Source organism: Streptomyces vinaceus (assembly GCF_008704935.1).
GTDB lineage: Bacteria > Actinomycetota > Actinomycetes > Streptomycetales > Streptomycetaceae > Streptomyces > Streptomyces vinaceus.
In genome coordinates, this window is record NZ_CP023692.1 from 925,718 (window position 1) to 944,457 (window position 18,740).

20 protein-coding genes and 1 pseudogene are annotated in these 18,740 nt (G+C 74.3%); 5 read left to right on the top strand and 16 right to left on the bottom strand.

Going from position 1 to position 18,740, the window contains the following annotated elements; genetic code table 11:
- Positions 1 to 52 precede the first annotated feature (52 nt).
- Positions 53 to 1,018, bottom strand: a complete 966-nt coding sequence (locus tag CP980_RS04125) for a hypothetical protein (RefSeq protein WP_150492655.1) — start codon at positions 1,016 to 1,018, stop codon at positions 53 to 55.
- Entirely contained in the window at positions 1,015 to 1,860 is an 846-nt protein-coding gene (locus CP980_RS04130; RefSeq protein ID WP_150492656.1) for a phosphatase PAP2 family protein, read from the bottom strand. Before CP980_RS04130 ends, CP980_RS04125 begins: the two co-directional genes overlap by 4 nt.
- 171 nt (positions 1,861 to 2,031) lie before the next feature.
- Here CP980_RS04130 and CP980_RS04135 point away from each other — a divergent pair, with 171 nt between their 5' ends.
- Complete coding sequence (locus CP980_RS04135) at positions 2,032 to 2,670, top strand: TetR/AcrR family transcriptional regulator (protein WP_132754100.1); 639 nt, start codon at positions 2,032 to 2,034, stop codon at positions 2,668 to 2,670.
- A 158-nt stretch (positions 2,671 to 2,828) separates the two neighbouring features.
- Here the strand turns inward: CP980_RS04135 and CP980_RS04140 are convergent, their stop codons facing one another.
- The 6 genes and pseudogenes from CP980_RS04140 to CP980_RS04165 form a co-directional block, all read right to left on the bottom strand.
- A complete protein-coding gene (locus tag CP980_RS04140) occupies positions 2,829 to 3,383 on the bottom strand; it encodes a TerD family protein (RefSeq protein ID WP_132754102.1) in 555 nt (184 codons plus the stop codon).
- A 110-nt stretch (positions 3,384 to 3,493) separates the two neighbouring features.
- Positions 3,494 to 4,726 carry a vWA domain-containing protein gene (locus CP980_RS04145; protein WP_229906862.1) on the bottom strand — a complete coding sequence of 411 codons (1,233 nt, stop codon included), beginning with the start codon at positions 4,724 to 4,726 and terminating at the stop codon, positions 3,494 to 3,496.
- Between the two features lie 7 nt (positions 4,727 to 4,733).
- A complete protein-coding gene (locus CP980_RS04150) occupies positions 4,734 to 5,948 on the bottom strand; it encodes an AAA family ATPase (protein ID WP_150492657.1) in 1,215 nt (404 codons plus the stop codon).
- Positions 5,945 to 7,717, bottom strand: a complete 1,773-nt coding sequence (locus CP980_RS04155; RefSeq protein WP_229906861.1) for an ankyrin repeat domain-containing protein — start codon at positions 7,715 to 7,717, stop codon at positions 5,945 to 5,947. Before CP980_RS04155 ends, CP980_RS04150 begins: the two co-directional genes overlap by 4 nt.
- Positions 7,714 to 8,856: a leucine-rich repeat domain-containing protein gene (locus CP980_RS04160; protein ID WP_150492658.1), complete on the bottom strand. Its 1,143-nt coding sequence runs from the start codon at positions 8,854 to 8,856 to the stop codon at positions 7,714 to 7,716. Before CP980_RS04160 ends, CP980_RS04155 begins: the two co-directional genes overlap by 4 nt.
- Positions 8,857 to 8,925: 69 nt before the next feature.
- Positions 8,926 to 8,998 (bottom strand): annotated as a pseudogene (locus CP980_RS04165).
- Between the two features lie 361 nt (positions 8,999 to 9,359).
- On the opposite strand from CP980_RS04165, the gene CP980_RS04170 reads away from it, so the two are divergent.
- Positions 9,360 to 10,175, top strand: coding sequence for a glutamate ABC transporter substrate-binding protein (locus CP980_RS04170; RefSeq protein WP_132754108.1), 816 nt, complete (start codon positions 9,360 to 9,362; stop codon positions 10,173 to 10,175).
- Between the two features lie 102 nt (positions 10,176 to 10,277).
- On the opposite strand, the gene CP980_RS04175 is transcribed toward CP980_RS04170, so the two are convergent.
- The gene (locus CP980_RS04175) at positions 10,278 to 10,844 is read right to left on the bottom strand and encodes a DJ-1/PfpI family protein (protein WP_132754110.1); all 567 of its coding nucleotides are present in this window, start codon (positions 10,842 to 10,844) and stop codon (positions 10,278 to 10,280) included.
- 262 nt (positions 10,845 to 11,106) lie between these two features.
- Here CP980_RS04175 and CP980_RS04180 point away from each other — a divergent pair, with 262 nt between their 5' ends.
- Positions 11,107 to 11,925, top strand: coding sequence for an endonuclease I family protein (locus CP980_RS04180; protein ID WP_150492659.1), 819 nt, complete (start codon positions 11,107 to 11,109; stop codon positions 11,923 to 11,925).
- Positions 11,926 to 12,040: 115 nt separating this feature from the next.
- A complete protein-coding gene (locus tag CP980_RS04185) occupies positions 12,041 to 12,352 on the top strand; it encodes a DUF3040 domain-containing protein (RefSeq protein WP_167535784.1) in 312 nt (103 codons plus the stop codon).
- A 59-nt stretch (positions 12,353 to 12,411) separates the two neighbouring features.
- Here CP980_RS04185 and CP980_RS04190 read toward each other — a convergent pair whose 3' ends face one another.
- The 4 genes from CP980_RS04190 to CP980_RS04205 form a co-directional block, all read right to left on the bottom strand.
- Positions 12,412 to 12,843, bottom strand: a complete 432-nt coding sequence (locus tag CP980_RS04190) for a GNAT family N-acetyltransferase (RefSeq protein ID WP_132754116.1) — start codon at positions 12,841 to 12,843, stop codon at positions 12,412 to 12,414.
- A gap of 65 nt (positions 12,844 to 12,908) precedes the next feature.
- Entirely contained in the window at positions 12,909 to 14,546 is a 1,638-nt protein-coding gene (locus tag CP980_RS04195; RefSeq protein WP_150492661.1) for a beta-N-acetylhexosaminidase, read from the bottom strand.
- 101 nt (positions 14,547 to 14,647) lie between these two features.
- On the bottom strand, positions 14,648 to 15,097 hold the full coding sequence (locus CP980_RS04200; protein WP_150492662.1) for a GlcG/HbpS family heme-binding protein: 450 nt from the start codon (positions 15,095 to 15,097) through the stop codon (positions 14,648 to 14,650).
- Between the two features lie 59 nt (positions 15,098 to 15,156).
- Entirely contained in the window at positions 15,157 to 16,377 is a 1,221-nt protein-coding gene (locus CP980_RS04205) for an MFS transporter (protein WP_150492663.1), read from the bottom strand.
- 194 nt (positions 16,378 to 16,571) lie between these two features.
- On the opposite strand from CP980_RS04205, the gene CP980_RS04210 reads away from it, so the two are divergent.
- Positions 16,572 to 17,024: a MarR family winged helix-turn-helix transcriptional regulator gene (locus CP980_RS04210; protein ID WP_132754121.1), complete on the top strand. Its 453-nt coding sequence runs from the start codon at positions 16,572 to 16,574 to the stop codon at positions 17,022 to 17,024.
- A gap of 54 nt (positions 17,025 to 17,078) precedes the next feature.
- Here CP980_RS04210 and CP980_RS04215 read toward each other — a convergent pair whose 3' ends face one another.
- The 3 genes from CP980_RS04215 to CP980_RS04225 are packed head-to-tail and all read right to left on the bottom strand — an operon-like array spanning position 17,079 to position 18,739.
- The gene (locus CP980_RS04215; protein ID WP_132754122.1) at positions 17,079 to 17,597 is read right to left on the bottom strand and encodes a hypothetical protein; all 519 of its coding nucleotides are present in this window, start codon (positions 17,595 to 17,597) and stop codon (positions 17,079 to 17,081) included.
- Complete coding sequence (locus CP980_RS04220; RefSeq protein ID WP_229906860.1) at positions 17,594 to 18,304, bottom strand: RNA polymerase sigma factor; 711 nt, start codon at positions 18,302 to 18,304, stop codon at positions 17,594 to 17,596. The genes CP980_RS04215 and CP980_RS04220 overlap by 4 nt, the downstream gene beginning before the upstream one ends.
- A 15-nt stretch (positions 18,305 to 18,319) precedes the next feature.
- Positions 18,320 to 18,739, bottom strand: a complete 420-nt coding sequence (locus tag CP980_RS04225; RefSeq protein WP_150492664.1) for an LAETG motif-containing sortase-dependent surface protein — start codon at positions 18,737 to 18,739, stop codon at positions 18,320 to 18,322.
- Between the last annotated feature and the right edge of the window lies 1 nt (position 18,740).

Sequence of the window (18,740 nt, forward strand, 5' to 3'; positions counted from 1 at the left end):
CGCGTTCTCGACAGGGAGGACGCGCACACCGGTGAAACGGTTCTCTGTCCCCTCACACCGCGACCCGGCCGGCCGGCACGGCGGCCGGCGCTGCGGGGGTCGCAGGTGCGGGGGTCGCCGGTGCGGGGCTGACAGGCGCGGGCGCGGGCGCGGTCACGGGTACGGACACCGCGGCGCCGGCGGCCGGGGCGGGCGCCGCGCTCGGTGCCGTCCGCGTGAGCAGCAGCACCCCGCGCGCCGCCGCGAGCGCGCCGGCCACGGCGAGCAGGAGTCCCACCGCTCCGCCCTGGAGGCGTTCGCCGAGCAGGATCATGCCGATGGCGGCCGCGGCCAGCGGGTTGGCCAGGTTCACCACGGCGAGCGGCGCCCCGAGGCCGCCCCGGTAGGCCCGCTGCGACAGCAGCATCCCGCCGACCGCGAACACCACCACGAGCAGGGCGACGGCGACGACCCGCACGCTCAGCAGGGCCCCTCCGCGCCCGCCCGCGACGGCCACCGTCTGGGTGAGGGCGGAGGCCACGGCCGAGGCCAGCCCGGAGGCCGTGGCGTGCCGCAGCCCGGAGCGCACGTCCCGGCGTACGGTCAGCAGCGTGATCACGGCGAGCGTGGCCCCGGACACCGCCAGCGCCTCCGCCAGGGTGAGCGTGTCGTCGGGGGCCGGTCCCGAGGCCGGAAGCAGCAGGAGGCCGAGCCCGACGACGGTGGCCAGGGTGCCCCGCCATTCGGTGGCCGCGACCCGGCGGCCGGCCCCGTGGGCGCCCAGCGGGACGGCCGCGACGAGGGTGAGGGCGCCGAGCGGCTGGACCAGGGTCAGCGGCCCGTAGCGCAGGGCGGCCGCGTGCAGCAGCGCGGCGCCGGCGTTGAGACCGGCCGACCACCACCAGGCGCCGTTGCCGAGCAGGGCTCCGGCACTGCGGGCCACGGCGGCGCGGGCGAGCCGCTCCTGGGCCACGGCGGCGGCCGCGTACGCGACGGCCGAGGCGAGGCAGAGCAGGACCGCGAGGAGCGTGGCGTTCACCGGCCGGCCCCCACGCTCTCTGCCGAGGGCTCCCGAACCGCCGCCGGCGTCAGGGGCCCGGCGGCCCGCTGCGGGCGCGGCAGGTGCCGTACGACGGCCAGCGACCCGGCGCGGACCCGCGGACGCGGCACCACCAGCAGGGCCCCGCCGAGCAGCACGGTGGCGACGATCGCGTCGAGCCAGTAGTGGTTGGCGGTCCCGACGACGACGAGCAGCGTCACCAGCGGGTGCAGCAGCCACAGCACGCGCCACCGGGACCGGGTGGCGGCGATCATGCCGAGCGCCAGCATCAGCGCCCAGCCGAAGTGCAGTGAGGGCATCGCGGCGAACTGGTTGGCCATGGTGTCGGTGGCGGGGGCGGCCCGGTACACGGAGGGCCCGTAGACCTGTGCGGTGTCCACGAGGTGCGCGGCGCCGAGCATCCGCGGCGGCGCGAGCGGGAAGGTGAGGTGCAGCACGAGGGCGGCGCCGGTCAGCACGGCCAGTACCCGCCGGGCCCACAGGTAGTGGCCCGGCCTGCGCACGTACAGCCAGACCAGGAAGAGGACGGTCGCCGGGAAGTGCACGGCCGCGTAGTAGGTGTTCGCCGTGTGCACGAGGGCGTCCCCGTGCAGGAGCAGCCGCTGGATCGCGCCCTCGCCCGGCAGGTGCAGGGTGCGCTCGGCGTCCCAGATCCGGCCGGCGTTGCGCAGCGCCTCGTCGGTGCGGTCCGTGGAGAGCATCCGGCCGGCCTTGTAGACGGCGAACAGGCCCGCGACGAGCAGCAGCTCGCGTATGAGTCGGCGCCTCGGCCCGGCTGCCGGGCCGCCGGCCGGCCCGTCCGGTGTGGTGTGGGAGCTCATTTCCCCCGCTTCCTTCTCTGTGCTCGCGCGCCGCCCTGTACGCGGACATCGACACGCCAGTGTATCGATACATTCGCGTATCGATACGCGGGTGTACCGATACGCTCGCGTTCCCGTACACTTTCCTCACGGATACATCAGCTGCGGAGCCCCCGAGGAGAGCCGCTCACCATGACGTCGACAGCGCCCGCCGCGCGCCGCTCCAAGATCACCCCGGAACGGGTGCAGGAGTTCTACGACGCCGTCCTGGACCAGCTGCGCGAGCACGGGTACGAGGCGCTGACCATGGAGGGCGTCGCCGCCCGGGCCTGCTGCGGGAAGTCCACGCTCTACCGGCAGTGGAAGACCAAGCCCCAGCTGGTCGCGGCGGCCCTGCGCGCGAACCGGCAGGGCACGCTGGCCGCGGTGGACACGGGCACGCTCGCCGGGGACCTGCGCGAGGCGGCCCGGATCGCGGCCGGCAGCTCGGGACGCGACACCCGGCTCACCCAGGCCCTCGGGCACGCCGTGCTCAGCGACGAGGAGTTGCAGGCGGCGCTGCGCGAGGCGCTGGTCGAGCCGGAACTGGCCGCGTTCGACGCGATGGTGGCCCGGGCCGTGGCCCGCGGCGAGATCGCGGCGGGCCATCCGGCCACGGAGTTCCTTCCGGCGCAGCTGATGGGTGTCATGCGCATCCGGCCGGTACTGGAGGGGCGGTACGCGGACGCCGACTACCTGGTCCGGTTCGTCGACGCGGCCCTGCTGCCCGCCCTGGGCCTGGCACCGGCCCCCGCGCCCGCACCGGACCGGGACCCCGACCGGACCCCCTGAACCGGTGGGCCGCCGTCACCGATGACCGACTGGCGACCCGCCCGCGCTGCCTCGTGGGGACGGCGGCAGCGCGCCACCCGGACAGGGCGGTGGTCACTCACTCGAGGGAGTGACCACCGCCCGGTCTGTGCGGCTCCATAAAACCCAGGGCCACGCGTTCAGGATCGCGGCGCGCCCATCGCCCGGGCGAACTCCTCCGGATCGGCGTCGAAGCCGCGTACGGCGGCGTCCAGCGACCAGGCCCCCGCACCGTCCCGCGTGAACTCCGCGATCGTGGCCGCCGTGGCGGCCGGGACCGCCGCGAAGTCGGTCACCGCGAGGTCGGTGTAACCCTCCCGGATCCGGACCCCCGTACCCCCTATGGCCGCGAAGGTCTTCGTACGGGCGCCCCGCTGTCCGGTGTCCTGGATGACCACTCCCACCACGACCCGGCCCAACGCGGTTGCCATCCGGTCGAGTTCGAGGGTCATCACCTCGTCGAAGCCGAAGCCCTGACCGGTGTGGCTGTCGCGGTTCAAGGTGATGGTGCCGTCGGGGGAACGGCTGCCGAAGTGCACGAGGTAGACGGGCTCCCCGTGGGGGTCCGCGGCGCCGAACACCGCCGCGATGATGTCCAGGTCGTGGGCGGGCGTGCCGGCGGGGCTCGGATCCCACCGCAGTGCGATCTCCACCTTGGCCAGGCCCTTGCGTACTCCGGTCGTGGACGTGCTCACCGAACTCCCCCTCCGCTCAACGGGTGTTGCCCGGCCATGCTGTCATGCGCCGTTCCCTGCGGTCCGGACTACCATGCGTTTTCGGCCAGTTGAGCCGGATACGGGCCTCTTTAGGACTTCGGCGCCACGCGTACGGTCTCCACCCAGCCCGGCGGCTGCGGCGCCTCGGGCCCGATCAGCGCGGCGATCAGCCGGCAGGAGGGGACCTCGCCCGGCCACGGCGTGTACCCGTCGGTCAGGACGACGACGATGTTCGGCCGCTCCGCGGCCGCCAGCGCGGCGCGGATGCCGACGCGCATGTCCGTGCCGCCGCCCCCGGCCAGGGTCACCTGCTCCGCGCTGGTCACCCGGGACACCGCGTGGACGTCCGCGTCGCAGGCCAGTACGGCCACCCGGTTGCCCCGGACCCCCACTTCCCGCAGCACGCCGGTGACCTCGCCGAGCGCGGCGGCGAGGTCGTCCTCGCCCATCGACCCCGAGGTGTCGACGACGATCGCCACGCGCGGCAGCGGCCGTCGCAGGCTGGGCAGCACCACCCGGCCGCCGAGGGCCGGAGTACGGCGCGACGGGCGGCGGTAGGTGTAGTCCAGGGCCCCGCCCGCCCACGCGGCGGCCTCCCGGACCGCCCCGGACAGCGCGCGGCGCCAGTCGACGGTGGGTTCCAGCAGCTCCTGCGCCCAGCGCTGCCAGCCGGCCGGGAGCCGGCCGCGGGTGCGCTGGTGGGAGCGCATGGCCTGGGCGGTCTGCCGGCGCAGCGCCTCCGCCTCGACCGGGCCGATCCGGGCGGGCCCGGCGCCCTCCCCCAGCTCCCACGGCATCGGTGTGCCGTGGGCACCCGAGCCGCAGTCCGGGGCGTGCGGCGGGGTGGCCGGGATCGCGGGCAGGTACGTCTCGAACATCCCGCCCGTGGTGAGGCCGAAGAGCCGGGGCTCCATCCGGCCCTCGGGCAGCGCGAGCCCGTCGGCGATCAGGTCGTCGTTGATCTCGCAGTCCTGGGCGGTATTGACGCGGACCCGGTCGCGCTGGTCGGCGGCCGGGAGCCGGTCGGCGCGGGCGTGGTGGTCGCGCAGCAGGTGGGCCACCTCGTGGATCCACACCCCGGCCAGTTCCGCGACGGGCGTCGCGTCGACGAAGGCGGGCGAGACGTAGCACCGCCAGTGCCGGTCCACGCCCATCGTGGGGACCCCGGCCGAGGGGACCACGGTGAGCGCGTACAGCGCCGAGGCGAGGTACGGCCGGGTCTCGGCCGCCTTGTACCGGGCGGCCAGCAGCTTGGCCCGGTCCAGGCGCCCACTGTCCGCCGGCGGGCCGTCGGCGGACGCGTGGTCCGCGGGCAGCGCCACGGGCCCGTCAGCCGCCGCCCGGCAGGGCGCCGGAGAGCTGGAGCAGTTCGACGAACGCGTCGATCCCGGCGGGCACCGGCCAGTCCAGGTCGCGCATGGCGGCCAGGTCGGTGGCAGCCCTCGCGGCCACGTCCGGCACGCCCGCGTCGACCGCCTTGGCCAGGACCGCCCAGCCCGCCTCCCAGCGGGGCCGGGTGAGCTCGCCCTGGACGGCTGCGACCACCGCGATGAGGAAGGCCAGCTGCCGGTCGCCGCGTTCGGGCAGCGCGAAGGCGTCCGGATCGGCGAGCACCCGGTCCGGGTCGGGCAGGTCGAGGTGTTCCACGTACGAGAGCAGCTCGATCCCGGCGGCGTCCCCGACGGCCCCGGTGAGGGCCGCGGCCAGGGCCTCCCGGCCGGCGCCGCAGGCGTACCCGGTGGCCAGCAGCCGCAGCGCCATCTCCCAGGTGCGCGGGGAGGGCCAGGCGCGGCCGCGCCCCTCGGCCTCGTTCGGCATGTGGTGGACCAGGCCCGGCCGGGCGGTCAGGAAGCCGGAGATCACACCGCGGGCCCGGGCGACGGCCCCGGAGGCGCGGGCCGGGTCCACGGCCGGGATGGCCACCTCGGGCCAGGTGCCGGCCAGGCCGCGGGCCACGGTGCGGGGGCTGTGGGTCCAGTCGAGGTGGACGAAGCGGTTGGCCAGCGGCGGGCTGAGGTGCCAGCCGTCGGCCGCGCTGGAGGGCGGATTGGCCGCGGCGACGATGCGTACGGACTCGGGGAGGACGAGGCTGCCGATCCGGCGCTCCAGGACCACGCGCAGCAGGGCCGCCTGCACGGCGGGCGGGGCGGAGGACAGTTCGTCGAAGAACAGCAGTCCGTGGCCGGTGCGGGCGAGGCGGACCGCCCAGTCGGGCGGGGCCATCGGCACGCCGGTGGTGGCGGGGTCGTCGCCGACGATGGGCAGCCCGGCGAAGTCGGAGGGCTCGTGGACGCTGGCGATGACGGTCTCCAGCTCGACGCCGAGGGCGGTGGCGAGCTGCTGCATGCCGGCGGATTTGCCGATGCCCGGCTCGCCCCACAGCAGCACGGGCTGATTGGCCGTCACAGCCAGCGCCAGAGCTTCGAGTTGGGGGTTGGTCGCGGGTTCGGTGCGGGTGGCGCGGAGCCGGGCGCCCAGGGCGTCGGCGGCCGCGAGGGCCCGCGAGGGCTGTGGCCGCGCCCCGCGCTGCGGCTGGGTGCTCATGCTTCCCCGTCCTCTTCTTCGGCCTCGCGCTCTTCCATGTGCTCGTCGAACCACTCGGACCCGATGCCGGGGAACTCCCCCTCCACCCGGTCCCGCAGGAAGGCGAGGTCGGTGCGCCGGTAACGGCGCACGACCTGGGCGAGCGACAGCTCCGCGTCGTCGACGACGTCGATCCGGCTGCCGGCCTCCAGGTACGCCCGGACCAGCTCGGCCGAGCCCCCGCACTGGACCGCGACCTGGAGCGGGGTGAGCCCCGCCTTGCTCCGGGCCTCCAGGTCGAGGCCGGCACCCAGCAGCCGGGGCAGCAGTTCCTCGTGGTCGAGCAGGTGCAGTTCGTGCAGCAGCGTCCGCCCGCGGGCGTCGCGGACGCGGGGGTCCGTGCCGGCGTCGAGCAGCGCGAGCACCCCCGGGGTGTCCCCGTGCTGGGCGCGCAGGAACAGCTCCCGCCGCTGCGCCCGCAGGGCGCGGGGCAGCCGGCCCTCGCCGGTGGTCCAGATCTGCTGGACGGCGAAGCAGCCCTGGACCGCGCCGCCGAACGCCCTCATGGCGCGCTCCCGTTGCTGCTCCTCGCGGCTGTGCGGGAGCAGGTCCAGCACGCCGCCCCGCGAGCGGACCAGGTGCCATTCACCGCGGCAGCGCACCCGTACGGGCTTCGCCTCGGCGGGGCCGGGCGGGCCGTCGGCGGGACCGGCACCGGGGAACAGGGCGGCGCTGACCAGCGGGTGCAGCTCGCGCGGGGTGATGCGGCCGGTGCGGACGAGTTCGAGGTCGGGCTGCCGCTTCCAGACGAACCGCGGCAGCCGGGGCACGCCCTTCGCCTCGTCGCGCTCGACGACGCGGACCCGGATGCGGCCGGCCGGATCCGGACCGGCCGGCTCCAGCAGGGCGTGGCGGTAGGACGAGCCGATCAGCCACCGCTCGCCCGCCCCCGTCGCCGCGAGGCGTCGCAGTTCGGAGGCCAGCCGGGTCAGGTCGATGTCGGCCGCGCGCAGGAAGGCCTCCGGGTCGAACGGCCGCCCGCGGCGGAGCGGCCGCGGGGTCGTCCCGTCTCGTTCGAGTCCCGCGGCTTCGTACGCCGCCGCGCTCTCGTCGCGGACGTCCAGGAGGGTGATCCACTCGGCCTGTCCGGCCGGGTCGGCGGCGCCGGGATCGCGGGTGGGCAGCCGGTCCGGGGGGAGCGGGGTCCCGTCCGGGGCGAGGAAGGGCAGCCGGCCCGCACCGCCGCCGAGGCGCTCGCGCAGTTCAGTAGTGTGCCGCGCGTCCCAGAGGGCGCGGGCCGCCGTCCAGTCCTCGGGGCGCGGCCGCGGGACGAAGGAGTACGTGCGCCCGAGCGGGGGGAGCGGCGCGCAGTCCAGCCGCAGCCGCTGCGGTCCCTCGATCATTGGCCCGGTGGTGACGGAGAGCACGGGCGCCCCGGCGCCGGAACCGTAACGGGCGAGCAGGACCCGTATGTCGGGTTCGAGGGTCGTACGGCCGCCCAGGACCCGGGGCAGGTGCCAGCGCACCAGGTCCGGCGCCAGGTGGCGCAGGTCCTCCTCCACCGCCTCCGCGACGGGGGCTCCGTGGCGGGCGGCGAGGCCGGGCAGGTCGAAGGCGACGTCCACCGCGGCGACGGCACAGGCCTCCTGCCAGTCGCCCGCCAGCCGGTGCGCGGTGGCGCGCTCGATCATCCAGCCGGGTACGGCGTAGCGGCGGATCCGCTGCCAGGCCGGTCCGTCCTCCGTCCGGAAGCCTCCGGGCAGCTTGCCGAGTTCGGGGCGCGGGCTCACCGGTACACGCTCGTGATGGCCGCGAGGTCGGGATGGGCGGCCCGGGCGGGCCGCAGCCGGGCGGTGAAGGACCGCTTCACCTTGCGGGGCAGTCCGGGGCCCAGGCCCACGTACTCCAGCGGGGAGTCCTCGGGCACCGCGGCCAGCAGGCACTTGGCACCGCGCCCGGTGAGCCCGGTGTGGCGCAGTTCGAGGCGGCGCAGCGGGCTGCCGGGGAGCGCGGCGGCCAGCGCGTACGCACCCTCGTCGCCGGTGTCGTTGCCGGCGGAGCCGAGGCTGCGCTCGGACATGGCGCGGCCGAGGTCGAGGGCTTCGATCCCGCCGAGGGCGTCGGCGAGGGCGCGGGCTCCGGCGGCTCCGATGCCGTTGCCGCCGAGGCCGAGGCGGACCGGCCGGGCGGGGTCGGCGGCCGCTGCTGCGGCGGCCAGGATCGCGGTGCCCTCGTCGCCGAGGTGGTTGGCCGGGAGGTACAGCTCGCGCACTCCGGCTTCCCGGACGAGGGCGGCGAGCAGCGGCGCGGCCTCGGCGGTGAGGCCGTTGCCGCCGAGGAAGAGGCGTTCGAGCGGGGTCTCGCGGGTGTGCAGGGCGTCGAGGAGGAGGCGTACGCCCTCGATGCCGATGCCGGTGTTGACCAGGTCGAGGGTGCGCAGGGTCCGGTTGCGGCGCAGCAGGGCGGCGAGGGTGCGTGCGCCGTCCTCGAAGACCGGATTGCGCTTGAGCCACAGGGCCTTGACGCCGGTGTCGTCCGCGAGGGCTTCGGCGAGTGCGGCCACGCCGTCCGGGCCGATGCGGTTGCACCCGAGGTAGAGGGTGTGCAGTCCGTGTCCGCCGGTGAGGGCGCCGGCCAGCGTACGGGCTCCTTCGTCGCCGATGGAGTTGGTGCCGAGGAGCAGGTGGCGGGCGTGGGCGGAGCCGGCGGCCACGGCGGCCACCCGGGCGGCGCCGGCCGGTCCGAGGCCCTGCTTGCACAGGTCGACGCGGCCGTCGGCGCGCAGGGTGCCGACCGGGAAGGCCTCGTCGGACTCGACGGCCGCCTCGGCGGCGAGCCGCGCGAGGAGCGGGGCGAGCCCGGCCGGGTCGGCGAGCGGCACGTCGGGGTGCTCGATCGCGGGGCACCGTACGGGTGTCGGCTGTGTCATCACCACTCCACCGGTCCTTCGCCGGTGCCCGGCGTCCACAACGGCATGGAAAAAGCATGGAAGAAGACGCAAGACCGGTCGGATTCGAACCGACGTCCTCCAGCTCGATGCGTGGGCGCGACGACCTCTGCGCTACGGCCTTGCTGCCGGAGATCATACCCACCGGCAGGCCTGAACTCGATCACCAGTTTGAACGGCTGCGAGCAAGCACAATGTACGGATTGGGGTGTTTCGAGCCTCTTCGTTGAGTAGCGGCCGAATTCGCCGTCGGGGCCGCGGCCCCCTTTATCCCGTTCGCCACACAATTCGACGGAGAAACGTCGGCCGCGCCGGATCGTTACCTCAAGTTTCGCTCAATTGCAGTGACACCGCGCCGGACGTCTTCCTAGCTTCCCTGGTACACGCGTCTCGAATCTTCTTGACGCTTCGTACCAAATCCGCGGTTCCCCCCGCTGCCGGCGATCCCCGCAGTGCATCCCGCGGCCCCTAGGAAAGAGTGCAGCATGAAGGTTCCCAAGGCCGGTGCTTTGGTCGCAGTGGTCGGCCTCGCCCTGACCGCCTCCGGGTGTGGCGGTGACAGCGGCCCCCAGGGGAACCTCGCGATCGGCATCAAATTCGACCAGCCGGGCGTGGGACTGCGCGAGCAGGGCGGGATCTTCTCCGGTTTCGACGTGGACGTCTCGACGTACATCGCCAAGGAGCTGGGCTACAAGCCGGAGCAGATCGAGTTCAAGAAGGTCGACAGCTCCGACCGCGAACTGCTGCTCCAGTACAACGAGGTCAAGTTCGTCGCGGCCAGCTACTCGATCAACGAGAAGCGCAAGGAGAAGGTCGACTTCGCCGGGCCGTACTTCCTCGCGCACCAGGACCTGCTGGTCCGCGCCGACGACACCACCATCACCAAGGCCGAGGACCTCAACAACAAGAAGCTCTGCTCGGTCACCGGCTCCACCTCGGCCCAGAACGTCAAGGAGAAGCTCGCCCCCAAGGCGAGCGTCCTGGAGCTCGACGGGTACTCGGAGTGCGTCGTCGCGCTGCAGGACGGCCTGGTCGACGCCCTCACCACGGACAACTCCATCCTGGCCGGGTACGCCGCCCAGAAGGCCAACACCGGCAAGTTCAAGCTGGTCGGGCTGAGCCTGTCCAACGAGAACTACGGCATCGGCGTCAAGAAGGGCAACAAGGACCTTCAGAGCAAGATCAACGCCGCTCTGAAGAAGATGGTCCAGGACGGCTCCTGGGAGGCGGCGGTGAAGAAGAACTTCGGCCCGGCCAACTACAGGAACGAGCCGGCCCCGCAGATCACGACGGGCAGCTGACGACCGCCGGGGCCGCCTCCGGCTGACGGTCGCCGGGGCGGTCTCCGGCTCCGACCGGTCGGAGCCGGAGACCGCCCCGGCCGGGTAGGGCCGCCCCGTACGTCAGGCCAGCGGGGCCTTGGCGCGCAGCACCTTCAGGAACTCCCGCATCCAGGCGGAGTGGTCGGGCCAGGCGCGCGCCGAGACCAGGGTGCCGTCGACCACCGCCTCGGAGTCCTCGTACGCGGCCCCCGCGGCCTTCATGTCGGGTTCCAGCGCCGGGTACGCGGTCACCCGGCGGCCGTCCAGCCCGCCGCTCGCCGCCGTGATCAGCGGGCCGTGGCAGATCTGGGCGACCGGCTTGTCGGCGCCGGTGAAGGCGGCCAGGATCCGCCGCACCTCGGGGTCGTTGCGCAGGTACTCGGGCGCCCGGCCGCCCGGGACGACCACGGCCGCGTACTCCTCGGTCACCACATCGGCGAACGCCAGGTCGGCGGGCCAGGTGTAGCCGGGCTTCTCGGTGTAGGTGTCGAAGCCCTCCTCGAAGTCGTGCACCACGAACCGCAGTTTCTTCACCGCCGGCGCCGCGATGTGCACCTCGTACCCCTCCTCGCGCAGGCGCTGGTACGGATAGAGGACCTCCAGCGATTCCGCCGCGTCGCCGGTCACGATGAGGATCTTCACTGCCATGGGCTGCTCCCGGTGGGGGTGTTCACGGTGTGCGCGTCCGAGCGGCCCCGTCCGGGGCCACCGCCACCGTGCCCGCGCCGCGGCGATCTGCCAAGAGGACCTCACCCGTTCGGCCCCGTCGGCGCAGGGGGCAGAATCCGGCCTTCCGACACATGGATTTTACCTGTAAGGCACATGACAATGTAAACCTCTGCTCTGCCACCTGATGCCCCGCCAACTGCCATGGCGGGGGCGGTGCCTGCGAAGAGGTATCCCCCACATCATGAGAATCTCCCCACGCGCCCCCTGGGTCGCCGGCCTCGCCGTCGCGGCCCTGGCCCTGGTTCCGGCCACCGCCTCGGCCGGCTCGCAGCGGACGGCGGCTCCCCACGCCGACGCGGCCGCCGCCACCGCCTCCGTGGACGCGTACTACGCGCCCGCCGAGGGCAAGACCGGAGCCGCGCTGAAGACCGCGCTCCACAACATCATCAAGACCCAGTCCAAGGTGACCTACGACGGTGTGTGGAACGCGCTGAAGGTCACCGACCAGGACCCGGCGAACCCGAACAACGTCATCCTCGTCTACTCGGGCCGCTCCCAGTCCAAGTCCAGCAACGGCGGCGGCGCCAACGACTGGAACCGCGAGCACGTCTGGGCCAAGAGCCACGGCGACTTCGGCACCGCCACCGGCCCGGGCACGGACCTGCACCACCTGCGCCCCGAGGACGTCACGGTCAACAGCACCCGCGGCAACAAGGACTTCGACATGGGCGGCAGCCCCGTCGCCGAGGCCCCCGGCAGCTTCACCGACGCCAACTCCTTCGAGCCGCGCGACGCGGTCAAGGGAGATGTCGCGCGCATGCTCCTCTACATGGCCGTGCGCTACGACGGCGGCGACGGCTTCGCGGACCTGGAAGTCAACGACAAGGTCGACAACGGCAGCGCGCCCGCCATCGGCCGGATCAGCGTCCTCAAGCAGTGGAACCAGCAGGACCCGCCGGACGCCTTCGAGCAGCGCCGCAACCAGGTCATATTCGACCAGTTCCAGCACAACCGGAACCCGTTCATCGACCACCCGGAGTGGGTCAACTCCATCTGGTGACCCTCCCCCGGCGGGCTGGGGCGGTCCCTGAGGGTTGGGCCGCCCCTGGTCGGGTATTCGCAGGCCAGAGGCTGTGGAGCGCGCCGCCCGGCGACACCGGCCGATGGAGGTCGTCATGGACGGAGCCGGACTGTCCGACCACGAGCGGCGCGCGCTGTCGGCGATCGAGGCCGATCTGGAGGCGGACCGCTCCCTGCGGCGGATCCTGCGCGCCGCGCACGCCGGTCCGCGTCGGCGCGTCCTGGCCGCCTGCCTGCTCGGCGCGGTGACGCTGGGCCTGCTGGTGGCGGCCGCGGTCACCGTGTCGCCCCCGCTGATCTGGGGCTTCGCCGCGGCCTGGACGCTGACCGTGCTCCTGACCCTGCCGCTGGCCGGCCAGTGGATCCGCCGCCGCTGGCAACGCCGCGAGCACGCCGAACGGCTCTAGGCGGCTCGCCGCCGCTTCTGTACCGCTCGCCGCGCTCCGCTACCGCTCGCCGCCGCTCCCTACTGCTCGCCGAACAGCATCCACTTCTCCCGGTCCGCCAGGGGCTCGTAGCCGACCTTGGCGTACACGGCGTGCGCGTCGGCCGTCGCGAGCATCACCCGGCGCAGTCCGTAGGGGGCCAGGTGGTCGCGGATCGCGGCGACGAGGCTCGTACCCAGGCCCTTGCCGCGGGCGGCCCGGTCGATGTAGACGTCGCAGAGCCAGGCGAAGGTGGCCCGGTCGGTCACGACGCGGGCGTAGCCGGCCTGGGCGCCCGAGGCCGTGTCGTAGACGCCGAAGTTCAGGGATCCCGCGACGGCCCGGTCGTGCTTCTCCCGGCTGCGTCCCAGGGCCCAGTACGCGTCCTCCGACAGCCAGCGGTGGACCAGCTCGGCGTCGAGGCGGGCGGGGTCGGTGGACAGCTCGTAGCCGTCCGGAAGCTCACTGTTCATCCCCGCATCCAAGCAACGCGCGAGCCGGTCCGGCCAGCGAATATACGGCGGGACCCGGGCCCGGGTCAGCCCGGAGGCTGGAGCCGGTCGGCCAGCGCCTTGAACTGCGCCCAGGCGGGCTGCGGCGGGCGGGCGTCCCAGACCTTCTGGGCGAGCGCCGCGAGCGGCAGCCGTATCCCCTCGGCGACCTGGGCCTGGGTCTGCGCGCCGGCCAGATCGCACCACACGGCGAGCCGGGCGCCCAGTATCTGCGCCGCGTACCGGTCGGGCACGGGGGTCGTGCCGCGCAGGACGAGCGGGGTCCACTGCTCGTAGATCCGCTTGCCGGTGGGATAGGTGAACTGGTTGGGCTGGCCGAGCACGTAGTAGAGGTACTCGTCGTTCAGGTTGACCAGCTTGCGGCCCTCGCGCAGGTACTCCAGCGGCGGCCGGGCGCCGTTCTCCTTGCCCGTCCAGTACTCGACCTGGATGTCCTTGGCCGCCTGGACCACGCCGCCGGTGAAGAAGCCGTCGTTCCACGCCTTGGGCACCTTGCCCGCCGGTCGCACCACGTCCGCCCGGTCGTTCAGCCAGCCCTCCGCCAGATCCTGGATGCGCGCCGAGGGCCCGTACTTCTGCTGCGCCGCCCGGGCGAGCTGTGGGAAGGAGGCCTGCGGGTCGCGGTAGACCAGCGCCTGGTATTCGTCGGCGCCCAGGTGCCACAGCGCCCCGGGGAACAACGGCAGGTACTCGCGCAGCAGTTCGTCGACGAGCTTGGCCGAGGCGGGGTTCGATATGTCCACGGCGCCCTTCACGGCCCTGCCCTGGACGTCGCGCAGTTGGAGCGCCGGGTAGGCGCGCAGCACGGCTCCGAGGTGGCCCGGGGAGTCGAGTTCGGGGACGACCGTGATGTGCAGGCCGGCGGCGAGGGCGTTGATCCGCCGGACGTCGGCCTTGCTGAGGTGGGGGGTGGAGACGATCTCGGGGTGGGTGTCGGACTGGATCCGGAAGGCCTGGTCGTCGGAGAAGTGCAGGCCGAGCTGGTTGAGCTTGAGGTCGGCCATGCGGCGCAGCTCGTCCTCGATCCAGCCGACGGTGAAGTTCTTGCGGGCTATGTCGAGGTTCAGTCCGCGCTGGGGCTTGGCCGGGGCGTCGCGCACGGTGCCCTCGGGGGCCGAACCCGCGGACTTCACGGCCTGTTTGAGGGTGCGGGTGCCGTAGAAGACCCCGGCCTCGTCCGGGCCGGTGATCCGGACCCGGCCGCCCTGGACGGTGAGCGTGTACGACTCGGGCGATCCGGAGTTCTTGGCGCCCAGGGCCAGTTCCACGTCTCCGGGGCGCGGGTCGGCGGTCTCGGCGAAGCCCATGCGCAGTTCGCCGGCGAGCAGCTTGCCCTCGTCGGCGAGGGCCGCGGCGTTCCCCGGCGGTACGACGACCCGCGCACCGGCGGCCGGCTTCCAGCCGGGGCCGCGGGCCGGGGTGTGCTCCCGTACGGCGGGGATGGTGCGCGGGGCGCTGGACAGCGCGTACGAGGGGGTGGGCGAGGGCGGCGGGGCGGCGGAGGCGGTGGCGGCGGGGGCGGATCCGGTGGTGCTCGCCTCCGCGGGGCCGCGGGGCTCGTCGGAGGCGGCCGTGCACCCCGGTACGGCGAGGGTGACCAGCGCGGCGGCGACCGCCGTCGCCACGGCGTGGCTCCGCCTGGGCTTCCCGGACCTGACCCGCATGGACCTGACCTGCCTGGACTCTCGCATCATGCACCCCTGTCCCCCGTACCAACCTGGCACGGGGGACCCCGGCGCGCGACCCGGAGACCGGGCCGGGAGCGTCAGACCAGCGCGTCGAGGGCGGCCGCGGCGAAGCCGTGGTCCTGGTCGGGGGCGCCGCCGCCGACACCGATGGCGCCGATGAGGCGGCCGTCCCGGTGGACGGGCAGACCGCCCGCGATGAACAGCAGCGGCCGGTCGAGGGCGGTGGGCAGGGTGTGGAAGAGCCCGCCGGGCCGGACGGCGTCGACGAGGTCGGCGGTCGGTGCGTCGAGCTGGAGGGCCGTGAAGGCCTTGCGGGTGCTGGTCTCGCCGGAGATCAGCACGGCCCGGTCGTCGCGGCGGAAGGCCAGCAGGTGGCCGCCGGCGTCGAGGACGGTGACGCTGACCGCGACCCCGGCGCGCTCGGCGGCGCCACGGGCGGCGGAGACGAGGAGCTCGGCGTCCCCGGTGGTCAGCGGGGCGACGGCGGTGCGGGCGGGGACGGCGGTGGCGGGCGTGGCGGCGGACATGCGGGTTCTCCTGGAACGTGGTGCGGGGGTGTGCGGGGGGGCGTACGGAGGGTCGTGGATCAGCGGTGGACGGGTACGGGGGCGGCGGCCGCCGCTCCGCCCGCCACGACCCGGCCCGGGCCGCCCGCGCGGGCGGCCGTACGGCGCTCCAGCGCGCCGGAGACGAGGGCGAGCACCAGGGCGGAGGCGGCGAGCGCGGCGCCGACCCAGTTCGGGGCGGTCCAGCCGAGCCCGGCGGCGATGACGAGCCCGCCCAGCCAGGCGGCGAGCGCGTTGCCGAGGTTGAAGGCGCCGATGTTGACGGCGGAGGCCAGGGTGGGGGCGCCGGCGGCCTGGTCGAGGACCCGCTTCTGCAGCGGCGGCACGGTGGCGAAGCCCAGGGCTCCGATCAGCGCGATCGTGGCGGCGGCGGCGATCTTGTGGTGGGCGGTGAGGGCGAACACGGCCAGGACGACCGCGAGGGCGCCCAGGGACACGTACAGCATCGGCATCAGGGCGCGGTCGGCGAACCGGCCTCCAATGAGGTTCCCGGCGACCATGCCGAGGCCGAAGAGGACGAGCAGCCAGGTCACGGAGGTGTCGGCGAAGCCGGCCACGTTGGTCATCATCGGCGTGATGTAGGTGATCGCGGCGAAGACGCCGCCGAAGCCGAGGACGGTCATCGCCATCGCGAGCAGGACCTGGACGTTGCGGAAGGCGGCCAGCTCGTGGCGGATCCGCACGCCCTCGGGCCGCGGCAGCTCGGGGACCAGCCTGGCGATGCCGAGGAGGCCGAGGACACCGAGGGCGGCGACGATCAGGAAGGTGACGCGCCAGCCGAGGGTCTGGCCGACCAGGGTGCCGAGCGGGACGCCGACGACGTTGGCGACGGTCAGACCCGTGAACATCATCGCGATCGCGCCGGCCTTCTTCTCGGGGGCGACGAGCCCGGCGGCGACCACCGAGCCGATGCCGAAGAAGGCACCGTGGGCGAGGGAGGCGACGACGCGCCCCGCGAGCATGACGCCGAAGGCGGGGGCGAGGGCGGAGAGCACGTTGCCCGCGATGAACAGCCCCATGAGCAGCATCAGCATCCGCTTGCGCGGGATACGGGTGCCGAGGACGGTCATGAGCGGGGCGCCGAGGACGACGCCGAGGGCGTATCCGGTCACCAGGAAGCCGGCGGTGGGGATCGAGGTGCCGTAGTCGGCGGCGACCTCGGGGAGCAGGCCCATGATCACGAATTCGGTGGTGCCGATCCCGAAGGCCCCGATGGCCAGGGCGAGGAGTGCGAGAGGCATGAGGGGTGCCCTTCAGAGGTGGTGGTGCGGTTTCGCAGCACTTGCCCGCGCTGCTTACGTGCGTCCACATTAATTGCAGACGCGGGATAATTGCAAACGCGGGCTATTGCGTGAGTGGCCTATCCTGGGAGGGAACCCCTGGGGACAAGGGGAACGGGAACACCGGAAGCGGTGTGAAGGAGCAGGGAGCAGCCATGACGGCCACCGACAGCGCACTCACCGGCCTCGCCCAGGGCTGGTGCGCCCTGTCCCTGCTGCACGGGCGGATCGAGGCCCACATCGAGCGGGCCCTGCAGGCGGGGCACGGGCTGAGCGTGCGCGAGTACTCGCTGCTGGACGTCCTGAGCCGCCAGCACAGCGGTCCGGGCGGCCACCTGCGGATGCACCAGGTGGCCGACTCGGTGGTGCTCAGCCAGAGCGCCACCACCCGGCTCGTCAGCCGGCTGGAGGACCGCGGGCTGCTCAACCGCTACATCTGCGACACCGACCGCCGGGGCATCTACACCGACGTGAGCGAGGCCGGCCTGACCCTGCTGGCCGCCGCCCGGCCGACCAACGACACCGCGCTGCGCGAGGCCCTGGCCGAGGCCGCCCGCAACCCCGAACTCGCCCCGCTGGTCGCGGCGGTGGAGAACACCCGGGGCTAGGCCGTGTCTTTCGGATCACGGCGGGGTCGCGGCCATCCGCGGCCTGTGAACCCCCTAGCCCTTGGAGGGTCCGGCGCTCGGGGGTGGTGAGGAGCGCAGCGGAGAGGACGACGGGGTGGCGGACGCGGCCGGGGACCTCGACGGCGGGACCGGGGAGTGCGCGCCGGACGGGGTCGGCGTCGCCCCGGGCGGGCGCGCCGTGCGGGCCCCGGGGCCCGGGGAGGTGACCGGGGACGGCGTCACCGACGGGTCGGGGGTGCCGGTCCCCGTACCGGGATCCGGCGACGGCCCGGGCCCGGGGATCTCGGGCGGCGCGGCCGGTGGCACCGGCCGGACCGGGGAAGTGGACGGGCCCAGTACGAGGTACCCCGCTACGGCGGCGGCGGCCGCGGCCAGTCCCGCGAGCGGCAGCGCGTACCGCCGCAGGCCCATCCGCAGTCGCGCGGCGGGCAGCCGCCGGACGTGCAGACCCGGCGGCTGCGCGGGGCGCAGCTCGCGGACGGTGATCCCGGCCGCGCGGGCGTCGAGGGCCTGGCGCAGCCTGCGTTCGACGGTGCGTTCGCCGGGCGTCATATCCGTCCCTCCAAAATCCGTTCCAGCGCGTCCAGGGCGCGGCTCGCGTTCGACTTCACGGCGCCCCGGCTGATTCCGAGGGTGGTCGCTATCTCCGCCTCGCTGAGCTCGGCCCAGTAGCGCAGTACGAGGACCTGGCGGCGGCGCGGGGTCAGCCGGCCGAGCGCGGCGAGCACCTCGCGGTGCGCCTCGTCGAGGACCACGTGGTCCTCGGCGGACGGCACCTCGGCCGCCGCGGGCGGGGTCCAGGCGCGGGCCGTGCGGCGGCGGCGCAGCACGGACCGGGAGGTGTTGACGACGGCGGTCCGCAGGTAGCCGAGCGCGTTGTCGACCTCGCTGATCTGTTCCCCGTGGCGCCGGTACAGGGCCGTGAAGGCGTCCTGGACCACGTCCTCGGCGGTGGCCAGGTCGTCGACGAGCAGCACCGCCAGCCGGACCATGCGCAGCCGGTGCGCGTGGTACAGCTCGGTGACGGTGGGCTGGGGCGCGTCGGCCCGCGGGTCGCCGGCGTACCCGGAGCCCGCCCCCGCCCCGTACGCGGTGGCGGTCGCCGGTCCGTACGGCTGCGCCGACCGCGCCGGGGTCGTGCGCCCGCGGCGCAACACCGCCGGCCACAGGTCCCGCAACGACCACGAGCCCCACCACGCCCGGCCGAAGCCGAGCGTGAGGGGGCGTGCGGAGGGTGCTGGTGGTACGAGATGGAGCACGGGAGTCCTGGGTTCCTAACCGTTGGCGCGGCGCCGGACGGCGTAGAGCGTGCCGGCTCCGGCGGCTATGAGCGCGGCGGCCCCGCCCCCGATGGCGGCGGTGGTCGCGGAGGACCCGGTCTTCGCGAGCTCGTCGCCGGCCTGCGAGGGCGTCGCGGTGGGCGCCGTGCCCGGCCGGTCGGTCGGCTGGACGCTCGGCGCCGCCGTGGGCGGGAGGCTGCGCGAGGGCGTGGGCTGGGCGCTGGGCACCGCGGTCGGCGGGACGCTGCGCGAGGGGGTGGGCGTCGCGCTCGACGGGGTGCTGGGGGCGGCCGAGGGGGCGGCCGAGGCGCCCTGTGCGGCGAAGGCGGGACCGGCGAGCGCGAGGACCGCCCCGGCGGCGGCAGCGGTGACGGCTGCCCGGCGGACGGTCGAGGGGACGCGCTTCAGGTTCATC

What these genes read in the sequence shown, in the direction of transcription:
- CP980_RS04130 (WP_150492656.1), bottom strand. Translation starts at nt 1,860, where the DNA reads ATGAGCTCCCACACCACACCGGACGGGCCGGCCGGCGGCCCGGCAGCC.
- CP980_RS04135 (WP_132754100.1), top strand. Translation starts at nt 2,032, where the DNA reads ATGACGTCGACAGCGCCCGCCGCGCGCCGCTCCAAGATCACCCCGGAA.
- CP980_RS04150 (WP_150492657.1), bottom strand. Translation starts at nt 5,948, where the DNA reads ATGAGCACCCAGCCGCAGCGCGGGGCGCGGCCACAGCCCTCGCGGGCC.
- CP980_RS04160 (WP_150492658.1), bottom strand. Translation starts at nt 8,856, where the DNA reads ATGACACAGCCGACACCCGTACGGTGCCCCGCGATCGAGCACCCCGAC.
- CP980_RS04170 (WP_132754108.1), top strand. Translation starts at nt 9,360, where the DNA reads ATGAAGGTTCCCAAGGCCGGTGCTTTGGTCGCAGTGGTCGGCCTCGCC.
- CP980_RS04175 (WP_132754110.1), bottom strand. Translation starts at nt 10,844, where the DNA reads ATGGCAGTGAAGATCCTCATCGTGACCGGCGACGCGGCGGAATCGCTG.
- CP980_RS04180 (WP_150492659.1), top strand. Translation starts at nt 11,107, where the DNA reads ATGAGAATCTCCCCACGCGCCCCCTGGGTCGCCGGCCTCGCCGTCGCG.
- CP980_RS04185 (WP_167535784.1), top strand. Translation starts at nt 12,041, where the DNA reads ATGGACGGAGCCGGACTGTCCGACCACGAGCGGCGCGCGCTGTCGGCG.
- CP980_RS04190 (WP_132754116.1), bottom strand. Translation starts at nt 12,843, where the DNA reads ATGAACAGTGAGCTTCCGGACGGCTACGAGCTGTCCACCGACCCCGCC.
- CP980_RS04195 (WP_150492661.1), bottom strand. Translation starts at nt 14,546, where the DNA reads ATGCGGGTCAGGTCCGGGAAGCCCAGGCGGAGCCACGCCGTGGCGACG.
- CP980_RS04200 (WP_150492662.1), bottom strand. Translation starts at nt 15,097, where the DNA reads ATGTCCGCCGCCACGCCCGCCACCGCCGTCCCCGCCCGCACCGCCGTC.
- CP980_RS04205 (WP_150492663.1), bottom strand. Translation starts at nt 16,377, where the DNA reads ATGCCTCTCGCACTCCTCGCCCTGGCCATCGGGGCCTTCGGGATCGGC.
- CP980_RS04210 (WP_132754121.1), top strand. Translation starts at nt 16,572, where the DNA reads ATGACGGCCACCGACAGCGCACTCACCGGCCTCGCCCAGGGCTGGTGC.
- CP980_RS04215 (WP_132754122.1), bottom strand. Translation starts at nt 17,597, where the DNA reads ATGACGCCCGGCGAACGCACCGTCGAACGCAGGCTGCGCCAGGCCCTC.
- CP980_RS04225 (WP_150492664.1), bottom strand. Translation starts at nt 18,739, where the DNA reads ATGAACCTGAAGCGCGTCCCCTCGACCGTCCGCCGGGCAGCCGTCACC.